The organism is Pseudomonadota bacterium (assembly GCA_018817425.1).
Classification (GTDB): Bacteria; Desulfobacterota; Desulfobacteria; order Desulfobacterales; family RPRI01; genus RPRI01.
Map to the genome: position 1 here is coordinate 1 of JAHITX010000082.1, position 12660 is coordinate 12660.

7 protein-coding genes are annotated in these 12660 nt (G+C 41.9%); 6 read left to right on the forward strand and 1 reads right to left on the reverse strand.

The genetic code is table 11. The features are described 5' to 3' along the window. The 6 genes from fdhF to KKC46_14730 all read left to right on the forward strand — a co-directional run. The coding region (gene fdhF / locus KKC46_14705; GenBank protein MBU1055057.1) for a formate dehydrogenase subunit alpha at positions 1-3813 on the forward strand (3813 nt) is incomplete at its 5' end. Positions 3814-3826: 13 nt separating this feature from the next. Next, positions 3827-6859 (forward strand): CoB--CoM heterodisulfide reductase iron-sulfur subunit A family protein, encoded by a 3033-nt coding sequence (locus tag KKC46_14710; protein ID MBU1055058.1) that lies wholly within the window; start codon positions 3827-3829, stop codon positions 6857-6859. Positions 6860-6873: 14 nt separating this feature from the next. Then, the gene (locus KKC46_14715; GenBank protein MBU1055059.1) at positions 6874-7644 is read left to right on the forward strand and encodes a hydrogenase iron-sulfur subunit; all 771 of its coding nucleotides are present in this window, start codon (positions 6874-6876) and stop codon (positions 7642-7644) included. Positions 7645-7654: 10 nt separating this feature from the next. Further along, entirely contained in the window at positions 7655-8818 is a 1164-nt protein-coding gene (locus tag KKC46_14720) for an NTP transferase domain-containing protein (GenBank protein ID MBU1055060.1), read from the forward strand. Beyond that, entirely contained in the window at positions 8802-9401 is a 600-nt protein-coding gene (cobC, locus tag KKC46_14725; GenBank protein ID MBU1055061.1) for an alpha-ribazole phosphatase, read from the forward strand. Before KKC46_14720 ends, cobC begins: the two co-directional genes overlap by 17 nt. A 1549-nt stretch (positions 9402-10950) precedes the next feature. Further along, on the forward strand, positions 10951-11532 hold the full coding sequence (locus KKC46_14730; GenBank protein MBU1055062.1) for a VPLPA-CTERM sorting domain-containing protein: 582 nt from the start codon (positions 10951-10953) through the stop codon (positions 11530-11532). A gap of 234 nt (positions 11533-11766) precedes the next feature. On the opposite strand, the gene KKC46_14735 is transcribed toward KKC46_14730, so the two are convergent. Then, positions 11767-12606, reverse strand: a complete 840-nt coding sequence (locus KKC46_14735; GenBank protein MBU1055063.1) for a tyrosine-type recombinase/integrase — start codon at positions 12604-12606, stop codon at positions 11767-11769. Between the last annotated feature and the right edge of the window lie 54 nt (positions 12607-12660).

Sequence of the window (12660 nt, forward strand, 5' to 3'; positions counted from 1 at the left end):
CATATGACTTGTCCCGGACATCTGGATATCCAGGGTTATGTTGCTCATATTGAAAGAGGCGATCCTATAGAAGCTCTTCGGCTGGTAAAAGAAAAGACTCCTTTTGCTGCAACGCTTGGAAGAGTGTGTCCGCATCCTTGTGAGTTAGAATGCCGCCGCAATCGTGTTGAAAAAGCTATCAACATAAAAGATCTTAAAAGGTTTGCAGCCGATTATGCTGCCGAGCGCGGAATCAGGGTAACACCTGCACCACCTCCTGATACCGGCAAAAAGGTAGCCATAATAGGAGGCGGGCCGGCAGGACTTGCCGCAGCTTATTATCTGCGACTTAAAGGACATCAAGCAACCATATATGACGCCATGCCCAAGCTTGGTGGTATGTTAAGATACGGTATTCCTGAATATCGTCTTCCCAAGGCTGTGCTTGATCAGGAGATACAGGAGATTTTGGATCTTGGCGTAACGGTTAATGCAAACAGGAAATTCGGAAAAGATTTTACTCTGGCATCATTAAAAAGCGAGGGTTATGATGCTATATTTTTAGCCATAGGAGCATGGAATTCGTATAAACTTGGAATTCCCGGTGAAGAGATGCGCGGAGTCATGTCCGCCATCGAATTTCTGATCCGAACCGCCTCCGGAGATCCGCCGCCAGTAGGTAAAAAGGTGGTAGTAATCGGTAATGGAAATACAGGCATGGATGCTGCCCGCAGCTGTCTTCGCATGGGTGCAGAAGAAGTAATAATGCTTTATCGCCGTACCAAAGCAGAAATGCCGGCTAATCCTCAGGAGATCCATGATGCTGAAGAAGAAGGCGTAAAAATACATATACTGGCTACTCCGACAAAAATTATTTCCAAAGACGGAGTATTTTCCGGCGTTGAATATCTTAAAAATGAACTCAAAGCCGCAGACAGCAGTGGTCGTCCGAGACCTGTTCCTATTGAAGGTTCCGAAACAATTCTTGAAGCGGATCAGGCAATTATATCCATCGGACAATTTTCCGATGTGCAATTTTTGAAAGAGGATACGGAACTTAAAGAGGCCGCTTTTACGAAAAAAGGAATTCCCGAAACGGATACAAACACCCTTCAATCATGTATTCCGTATCTGTTTTTAGGCGGAGATCTGTTAAGGGGTCCGAGAACTGTTATTCAGGCAAGTGCAGACGGACGAGAGGCCGCCTTGTCTATTCATAGCTATCTGACTGATGGAGCTGTTATAAAGGATGCCAAACCTTTTAATATAACAAAAGGAAAATTGAGTGAGGTTGATCCGGTCAATTTTGAAGGCATTAGAAGCCATCCGCGTAATGAAACACCGATTCTTCCGGTTTCTCAAAGAGTTAAGAGCTTTGAGGAGGCTGAACTGGTGTTGTCCGAAGAGCAAGCAAAAGAAGAAGCTTCAAGATGTCTTTCCTGCGGCTGCCAGGATGCTTTTGAATGCAGGTTAAGAGAATATGCTACGATATATGGAGTAGATCAGGATAACTTGCAGTCATGGAAGAAAAGAAAATATGATATTATAGATAAACATCCTTTAATAACCATAGATCCCAACAAATGCATTACCTGTCGCAAGTGTTTGAACGGCTGTTCACAATATCAGGTTCAGTACGCCTTTGATCTGATACAAATCGAAGAGGGTTCGGATTCCAAACCTCCTGTTTACGTTCCGAGCATAAATGACCGCTGTGTTTCCTGCGGCTATTGTGTGGCAAATTGTCCTACCGGAGCATTGTCTGTAAAAAGCGAGGGGCTTCCCGGACCCTGGAAGCTGGAAACAGTGAGGACCACCTGTACTTATTGCGGAGTTGGATGTCAGCTTAATCTGGAAAAGGTTGGTGACAGGGTTGTCAAGGTAAACGGTGCGGATGCGCCGCCCAATTACGGACATCTGTGTGTAAAAGGCAGATTCGGATTTAATTTCATATATTCCGATGAAAGGCTTAAAGTACCTCTTATAAGACAAGGTGATCGTCAATATAAGGAAGCTACATGGGATGAAGCACTTGATCTTATTGTAAGCAAATTAAAAGAAACAATCAAAAAACATGGGCCTGACGCAATTGCCGGCGTAAGCTGTGCCCGCAGTATTAATGAAGATTCATACCAGATGCAAAAACTCTTTCGCGCTGTGATAGGAACAAACAACATTGATCACTGTGCACGCGCATGCCATGCTCCAACTGTTGCCGGTCTGGCTATTTCATTCGGTTCGGGAGCAATGACAAATTCATTTTCCGATTTTGATAAAGCCAAAATGATAATAGTAATTGGTTCAAACATGACCGAAGCTCATCCGGTTGCCGCTGCTGCCGTCAAAAGGGCAGTACAAAAAGGTGCGCAGATGTATGTTATTGATCCGCGGCGTACCGATCTGGCGAAGATGGCGAAGATGCATTTACAGCTTAAAGTCGGAAGCGACATTGCTCTTATAAACGGAATTATGCATGTGCTGATAACCGAAGATTTGTATGACAAGGAATATGTCAAGTCATGTTGCGTAGGGTTTGAAGAACTTAAAGAAAAAGTGATGGAATACCCGCCTGAAAGAGCGGCGGAGATATCCGGAATTGATGCCGATGTTATCAGAAAATTAGCAAGGGAACTTACCTTGGTAAAGCCTGCCATGCTGATGTACACTCTTGGAATTACCGAACACACTTGCGGGGTGAACAATGTTTTAAGCTGTGCGAATCTTCAGATGCTTTTAGGAAATGTTGGCTTTGAATGCGGAGGAGTAAATCCTTTAAGAGGCCAGAATAATGTTCAGGGCGCATGCGACATGGGCGCTTTGCCTAATGTATTTCCGGGATACCAGAAAGTAGAAAGTCCGGATGCAAGAGCAAAATTTGAAGAAGCCTGGAAAGTAAAAAATCTTCCCGGCAAAAACGGCATGATGGTTCCAACAATGTTAGACAGCCTTGTTGATGGAAAAATAAAATTCTTCTATGTTTTTGGTGAAAATCTTGCTAGTGTTGAACCTGATATCAGTCATGTTGAACATTGCCTGGAATCTGCCGAATTTCTTGTTTGTCAGGATAATTTCCATACCGAGACAACCAAATTCGCCCATGTAATATTGCCTGCTGCAGCCTGGAGTGAAAATGACGGCACATTTACAAACAGTGAACGAAGAGTAAGCATGGTTCGCACTGTAAAAGAACCGCCCGGAGAATCCAGGCCAAACTGGTGGATATTCAAAGAAATCGCAAAACGGATGGGGCATAACTGGGAATCGAACAGCGCACAGGAGATCTGGGATAATGAGGTTTCCGTCTTAGCGCCGCAATTTGCCGGTATAAAATACTCGCGTATAGAAGAAAACGGGCTTCAGTGGCCGGTACCAACAACAGATCATATGGGAACTAAAACTTTGCACAAAGACGGCTGTTTCACCTGCGGGCTTGGAAATCTTACTCCTGTGGAGTGGACACCTCCTGCTGAAGTGCCGGATGAACAATATCCATTTGTTTTAAGCACGGGAAGACGTCTATACCATTATCATACCCGCACGCAGACCGGCCGTTCCTATGGGCTTAATGAGCTTTTGGGAGAGGAAACGGCAGATATTTCATATGCAGATGCCGAAAAACTTGGAGTTACAACAGGCGAGAAAGTCAAAGTTAAGTCCAGAAGAGGAGAGGTGGTAGTAAAAGCCAAAGTAACTGATCAGGTACCTGCCGGAATGGTGTGGATGGCTTTTCACTTCAGGGAGCAAAATGCCAACTGGCTTACAAATCCTGCATTTGATCCTGTAAGCATGACTGCAGAGTATAAAGCCTGTGCGGTATCAGTAGAGAAAGCATGAAAAAAGGAAGTCGATGAATAACATTAAAAAAACCGGTGCTGTAATGGTTGTGGGAGGAGGTGTTTCCGGAATCCAGGCTTCCCTTGATTTAGCCGAGCAGGGTTATCTCGTTTATCTGATTGAATATTCTCCTTCTATTGGAGGAACCATGGGACAGTTGGAAAAGACATTTCCAACTTTGGATTGTTCCATGTGTATTTTGTCTCCCAAACTTGTTGAGGCCGAACGGCACAGTAACATCAAAATTATAGCCAATGCCCGTATAGAATCTGTTAACGGCATTTCCGGAAATTTTAAAGTTAAGGTCCTCAAGAAACCCCGTTATGTTGATGAAAAAGTATGCACTGCTTGCGGCAATTGTGTGGATTACTGCCCGGTTAATATGCCCGATACTTTCAATGAAGGTTTGGCTCAGGTTAAGTGCCTTCATATCCCTTTCCCGCAGGCAGTGCCGTCTTCATATCTCATCGATCCTCAACACTGTTTGTTTATACTTAAAAATGAATGCCGTCAATGTGAGCAGGCTTGTAAAGATCTTAAGGCCATAAATTTAAACCAGAAAGATCAGAGTATAGAACTTGATGTGGGTGCTGTGATCCTGACACCGGGATTAGATGAATTTGATGCAGGAAGAAAAACTGAGTTTGGGTATGGCGAATATGCCAATGTCATCACAAGTATCGAATTTGAAAGAATTCAGAATGCATCCGGTCCGTTTCAGGGCAATATTGTTCGCCTTTCAGACGGCAAGCATCCAAAAAAGCTTGCTTTTATCCAGTGTGTGGGAAGTCGGGATCTTTCATCCAATTCATACTGCTCTTCAGTTTGTTGTACCTATGCGATTAAGGAATCTACTATTGCGAAAGAACATGATCCTGAATTGGATATAACGATTTTCTTCATGGATATTCGAACCCAGGGAAAAGGATTTGAAAGTTTTTTTGAAAGAGGAAAAAAAGAGTTTGGAATTCATTTTGTAAGAAGCCGAATCTCATCAGTCTTTCAGGACCCCCAAACAAAAGATCTGATTTTAAACTATGCTGCTGAGGATGGGTGCCGTCACAGCGCCCGGTTTGATATGGTAGTGTTGTCAGTCGGACTGGAGCCGACTAAAACAGGACGGGAATTGGCACAGGCAGTGGGTATTGAGCTTAATAACTTTGGCTTTTGCAAAACTCATGAATTTATGCCGACACAAACAAGCCGGGACGGTATTTTTGTTGCCGGTGCTTTTCAGTCGCCTAAAGATATTCCCGAAAGTGTAATGCAAGCCAGTGGGTCGGCGGCATTGGCTTCCGGGGTTTTGTCCGATGTCCGGGGTACATTGGTGGTAGAGAAAGAACATATTCCTGAAAGAGATGTGACAGGCGAAGCCCCCAGGATTGGCGTTTTTGTTTGTCATTGCGGAGTAAATATTGCCGGAGTGGCCGATGTATCAAAGATCAGGGAATATGCTGCCACCTTAGATAATGTGGTTTTTGCCCAACAGAGTATGTATGCATGCTCTCGTGACAGCCAGGAAAAAATTATTGAAACCATAAAAGAGCATGGCCTTAATCGGGTGGTTGTTGCTGCATGCACACCGCGTACACATGAGCCGCTTTTTCAGGAAACCATTCGTGAGGCAGGTCTGAACCGCTGTCTGTATGAAATGGCCAATATCAGAGACTACTGCACATGGGTACACGCCAAAGTGCCTGAAGCTGCCACAGAAAAATCAAAAGACCTTGTGAAAATGGCAGTTGCCAAAGCTCGCCTGTTAACTCCGTTGAAGGAGGAAATAATTCCTGTAGAACAGAGGGGGTTGGTTATCGGCGGAGGGTTATCCGGTATGACCGCAGCCCTGGCGCTGGCCGACCAGGGATTTGAATGTGTTTTAGTGGAAAAAGAAAAAGAGCTGGGCGGAAATCTTAAACATCATTTTTTCACCTTGAACAAAAATGACCCTCAAAAGCTGCTCGCAGAAATTAAGGATAAAGTTTTAAACCATCCCCTGATTACCGTATGTGCGGATGCCAAGGTTAAGCAGGTGAAAGGATATGTGGGCAATTTTGAAACCAGTATTGCCTCAGAGCAAAAAACCAGCCAGGTTTCTCACGGGGTTATTATTGTTGCCACCGGTGCTGTGGAATTGCAGCCGGATGAATATCTTTATGGAAAACATGAAAAAATATTTACGCAGCAAAAACTGGGTGAAGCGATTGCCGCAGGTTCATTGCACTCATCCGAGTTTAAAGATGTTGTAATGATTCAATGTGTGGGGTCCCGAACTCCGGAAAGGCCATATTGCAGTAAGATCTGTTGCGGGACGGCTATAAAAAACGCATTGAAAATAAAGGAACTGAATCCATTGGCGAATATATATATTTTTTATAAAGATATCCGTACATATGGATTCTATGAAGAATTTTATAGAAAGGCCAGAAATTCAGGTGTTGTTTTTATTCGTTATGATGATTTGCATAAACCCTTGATCACCGAAGAATCCGGTGAACTTAAGGCAGTTGTTTTTGATCCGGTTATTGGTAAAAATATACTGATAAGACCATCTTTGCTGGCTCTTAGCGCTGCTGTTGTTCCAGGCGAGAATGAAACTGTTTCGCAGTTGTTGAAAGTGCCTTTAAATGAGGACGGTTTCTTTTTGGAAGCGCATGTAAAATTAAGACCTGTGGATTTTGCCACAGACGGCATTTTTGTGTGCGGGCTGGCGCATTCCCCTAAAACGATTGATGAGTCTATCAGCCAGGCATTATCAGCCGCGGCCCGCGCGGCGATACCTCTGGCAAAGGGAGTGGTAAGGGCCGAACCGATTGTGAGTTTCGTGGATGAAAAAAAATGTTTCGGCTGTGGCATTTGCGAATACCTGTGCCCCTATGGTTCGATTAAGGTGGATAACGGTGCGGGTCTTAAGGCACATACAATAACGGCATCATGTAAGGGATGCGGCGTGTGTGCAGCGCGATGTCCCAGAATGGCGGTTACCATGGGAAGATTTACAAGGGAGCAGATAAACGCCCAGATCGATGCATACGCTGCGAATTGGTAAGAGGAGGAGTTAATATGAGTTTTGAACCTAAAATTCTCGGCATTTTATGCAATTGGTGCGCATATGCCGGCGGTGACCTTGCGGGTGTATCACGTATCCAGTATTCACCCAATATTCGCGTGGTGCGTGTAATGTGTTCGGGCAGGGTAGATCCTGAATTTGTTGTCAGGGCATTTTTAAAAGGGTGCGACGGCATATGGGTAGGCGGATGCCATCCGGCTGACTGCCATTATATATCGGGAAACCGGGAAGCTGTTAATATGGTAAACCTGGTAAAGCGGCTATTGGAACATATAAAAATCAACCCGAATCGTCTCATCCTTGAATGGGTGTCAGCAGCCGAAGGCGCACGTTTTGCCGAAGTCATAAATAATTTTACGAATCAGGTGCGTGAAATGGGTCCATTGGCAAGTGACGCAAAAAAAGGTGTAGACGTTTTAAAACGGAAACTGGAAGCGGCTTTAAGTTCGGTAACTATGGAAAAACTGCGCTGGGTAACTGCCAAGCAAACTGAATTCCGCCGTGACGGCAACCTATACGGTGAAGTATTTACTGAACATGAAATAGGCAGAATGCTGGACGGTTTTATTATTGAAGAGATCACCGCACAGGAAATTATGCTGCTGTTAAGACAAGAGTCGTTATCTGTAAAGGAAATTGCCAGTAAACTGGAACTTTCACCGCCCTATACTATGAATATAGTTCAAACATTGCGGAAAAAAAAGCAGCTGATCCTCAAAGGAATAAGGTGCCATTCACCGTTATATGCCGCACCGGGTCTATAAGATAATACCAATGAACACAAACATTTCGGCCATTATTCTGGCGGCTGGATTTTCTTCACGAATGCAAAGTTTTAAACCCTTGCTGCCCATGGGTGAAAAGACCGTGTTGGAGCATACAGTAGAACTATTTAAACAGGCCGGAATTTGCGATATTCGGGTAGTTATTGGGCATCGGGCTAATGAGATAGCTGCTTTTGCAAACGCCACGGGTGCCCAAGTAATTGAAAACCCATATTATGAAAGCGGTATGTTCTCTTCAATAAAGGCCGGAATTAAAAACCTGAAAAATACGCAAGAAGCATTTTTCCTTTTGCCGGTGGATGTGCCGCTTGTAAGATGCCAAAGCGTATTAGAATTGCTTAATACATGGCAAAATAGTGAAAAGAAAATATTTTATCCCACATTTATGAACCGGCGGGGGCATCCGCCGCTGATCTCAACCGAGTTTGCGCAAAAAATTACGGAATACAAAGGTGGCACAGGTTTACGTTCCTTTTTGAAACAACATGAAGTTTATGCCACTGATGTGCCGGTTATAGACGAGCATATTTTATTTGATATTGATACACCTGACGACTATCATAAAATGCTTGATATGTATAAGCATTACGATATTCCTACTACATGCGAATGCCTGGAGATATTGACCCGCCGTTTCGCAGTCGGAAAAGGTATCCTTGATCATTGTCTGGCAGTGGCACAAGTTGCAGGATACCTGACACAAATTTTAAATAGTTCAGGTTGCAGTATAGAACCTGAACTGGTCAATGCTTCCTCATTACTGCATGATATGTTAAAAAGTGAGCCTGATCATGCCCAGGCCGCAGCACGAGTAATAGAAAAAATGGGATATCCCAGGGTTGCTGATATTGTTGCCTGCCATATGGATATAATCGTCGAAGATGATGTATCATTTCATGCAGCAGAAGTTGTTTATCTGGCTGATAAACTGATTTATGAAGGTCGGCTTGTTCCTTGCCATGACAGGTTTAAGTATAAGCGGGCTGAATATGACGGAGATATAAATGCGATTAAAGCAATAAACGTACGTTATGAAACTTTGATAAAGGTTAAAAAACGGTTCGAAAACCAAACCGGACGTTCTTTGGATAAAGTTTTATCGGACATGACATTGGTTTTGGATGAAAGTATCGTGTATGATTTTTCTTATTAGGCATGGCGAGATCGAATGTAAAGGGAAAGAACGATTTATCGGACAGACTGATGTGCCGCTTAATGAAAATGGCATACAACAGGCCATGTCATGGCAAAAAGTATTTTCGGAAAAAATACTTGAAAGAATTTATTGCAGTAATTTGAGTCGTACCCGACTTACCGCTCAGATCATATGTGGAAAACAATCTTTGAAAATCTGTGAAATGCCGGCCCTTCGCGAGATTAATTTGGGAGAACTCGAAAATTATTCCTTTCGGGATGTTTATGAAAAGTTTCCTGAAAAATGGCGCAATAGGGGAGAAGATATTTTCTTCTACCGGCCTGCAATGGGAGAGAGTTTTTCAGACCTTTACAACCGCGTTATTCCCGTTTTCGAAAAGATCGCATCGAATGCAAAAAACGATATTCTGATTGTCTCGCATGCCGGTGTAAACCGGGTTATTCTATGTCATGTCCTCGGCATACCGCCTGAAAATCTGTTTCGCATCAAACAGGATTATGCCTGCCTGAATAAAATCGATTGCCGTAAAAAACCTTATCAAGTAGATGTAATGAATTTTAAATTAACAGATGACATCTAAAATAATGCTGTAAGATACTATAAGCGATTAACTCAATCTATTAAAAACACAGATAATTTATGTTGCAGACATGATAACATAAAACATTGCAGAGAAGGTATTTAATCGGAAACCGTATCTCACCGGGAAAGTAGAAAGTCTGAAGAAATCCGGATCGGCGTTTATATCTGTAATTTCGGTTTGAATATAGCGGAGATGGCGGCAGCTTATGCAGAAGGACTTTCCCATGTGGTGCCTTCACCTCCTAAGAAACAAGAATACGTCATTTCCAGTGAAGCTATGCAATTTCAGGAGGTTATATTGCTATGGCACCTGAGCGTCTCCTCCATTGACACCATATGTTTCTTCCATTAATAACCCGGTGCATAGCTTCGGGTTAAAATGCTACAAAGAAATGCTACCGGATTCTTTGATAAATGTTTATTACTGATAGAAAGAGAGTAATAAATTGCTCACTTGGTTCGGGCCTTTTTTAGACCCGAATCGAGGTAGCAAATGGTTGGGCATTTAGCGTTTAATAAAAAATGGACCAACAAATTTAATTAAAATTAATATCAGAAATCCAATACAGACAACAAGTCGGCTAACCTTGGGGAGGCTAGTAATTCGGCCTTTTTGGTTGCAATATACTTCTCCAGTCAAGCCAATCAATATCCCTACTGGAGTAAGTAGGAGAATCGCAAGAGCCCAAAACCATCTTCTCCTGTAAAAAATAATGTCACTATAATTTGAATATTCAACTTTGTTAAAAGACACCATCTTTTCCTCGTTTATGATCTTTATAAGTCCAACAATTAATATAAGTAATATGTCTTTTCTTAATGTTGGAAGCAAATTCTATATGAAAAGCTGATAATTTATAAAGGAATTTATAGTTTTTGTCAAGATCGTCAAACCGCCAGAATTGCTGTCTTCACCTACAATTCAACAGAATGAATTTCCAAAAATAACAACGATCACTGTTTGAAAGACTCAGCGAAAATATTCGATTTCTAAAAAATAATCATCATACTGTTGGTGTCCTTTACGAATTTTATTCGTCACATAATCTATTAAACAATAATTTGATTCAATAGCATTTGTTTTATTATTAAATATAATAACTCGTTTGACAGCGCTGATTGTGTCGGGTTTTTTTACAATTATAAATAAAGCTGATATGCAACAAAAAATAGGAAAATAATTATTGCGTTTACTTACTTATTTAAGTAAGCACATCAAGCAGTGTATATTGTTTTGGCATTATTATTGCGAAATTTACAGAAAACTTTATCAAGGAATTAAGATAAGTTAGAATATTTACTTTTACTAATTACCGACTGGATAAGAATTTGAAAGGATTAAATACCAGAAAATCAAAGTAAAATATAAAAAAATGTTTTCAAATCCTTTGTTGTTCAATGTTAATACGGCATGTCGAAGTAAAACCTATTAACGCAAGTTCTTTTAATATGTTACAAAGCTCACAATAGGTTGTTCAACTTTTTTACGGAAGAACCAAAATTATTGACTGTGAAGTATGGTAAAATAAAATTAAATGGAGGGCATCATGAATGCTATTAGATTGAAATTTTGTATGGTAATTGTTGTTGTAGTTTTTTTCTTATCCTGGTCGCCTGAAGCATATTCTGCTTATTATGAAGACACTGTCACTTTCAATCCATCTAACATTTATAATATGTTCGCCGAATGGGAGCACACAATCCCCAGTGATTTCGACCCCATTTCTGCAACAGTTACTTTAAACATTAAGGTCAATAATTTCAGCCAACAAGGGACGCTCCACCTATTTGCTAGTAATACAGATACATTTGATTATGGCAATCTTTATGCTGCCCCATCAAAAGCAGGCTACATTGCAAACCTTTGGGGCGATGTTTCTTACAATGTATGGGAGGAGGTTTCTTATGATTTGGATGCAGGGCAACTTGGCTGGCTAAGTGATGATGGAAACATTCATCTTGCTTTGATAGGGCCTGGATACTATATGACAGATTTTAATGCACAGTTTTGGTTGGACTCTGTTACATTAACAGCCACAAATGCAGCAGTCCCCATACCTGGAGCGGTCTGGCTCCTCGGTTCCGGCCTGGTGGGACTAGTCGGGATAAGGAGAAAGCTCAAAAACTAAACCTGAAATGAGTTTTTAACACAGAAAGGCAGGGTCTCATGGCTCTGCCTTTTTTATTGCCTTGAGTTAACGATTACTGAATGAAACCTTGTAGATCTAAGTCATCTGTCGTGTTGCTGCTTACAGGAAGCAACATATCAATCTATGCACTTGAATAATGGTAACCGCCTTTATATCTATATATTTTATTAGCCCAAAGACCTCATTGTTTCAAAGAGTAATGTTTGATCAATTTTATTTCCCATGCAGGGTGTCCATCCACCGGATCGCCTCTGAATCACTGATCTTGCCGAGATAAACCTGGGTAGTTTTCAGGTCCTGGTGCCTCAAGATTACTTTCGATACAACTTCCAAAGGGACGCCATTTCGGCTGGCATATGTGGCTGAATATCTCCGGAGGTCATGGGGTGACACATGGACATTCAATTTGGCTCCCAGTCCTCTAATGAGGGATCTTGCCGTCGAATAGCAGATAGGAAAAACCCGATCCTCTCCTTGTAAAGCTTTCTCTTTGATGTATTCTCCCAACTTTCTTGATACGTTCTCCGGCATGTAGGCCATTTCAGATTCCTTACCTGACTTTGGTTCTCGAAGGGTAATTGTTCTATCAGAAATATCCGATACTTTGATCTTAAGCAATTCACCGATCCTCAGCCCACATTTCGCTTGAAGTTCCAATATCAACCGGTCACGGTGCCTTTTAGTGTTGTAAATCATTTCATCTACTGTTTCCCGGTCAAGGATCTTGCGTTGAAATTGCTTCGGTGCTCTAAAGGCTTTACTGAGCAAAGGTGTATTACAGGGATTTCTCATATTTAGGGAGCAGCGGTCGATGATAAAGTTGTAAAAAGCTTTTATCTGGGCATACCTGAGCCTCCGTGTGGATTTCGCCAGATTCTGAGTTATTTTTTCTATAAAATTGAAAATCTCATCGGGGCTTATGTTATCTATGGAACTTTGCGAATAGCTTGCCTCAAACCTGCCAAGTAGGATGTTGTAGCTTTCGATGGTCTTCTTTTTATGGTTTGCTTGAAGATAATATTTGAACAGAGTTATAGCTTCTTTTGTTGTCATACTGCACCTCCATATTTTTCAGCTGTGAGGTCTTCTGGGTTATTGAGATTATAG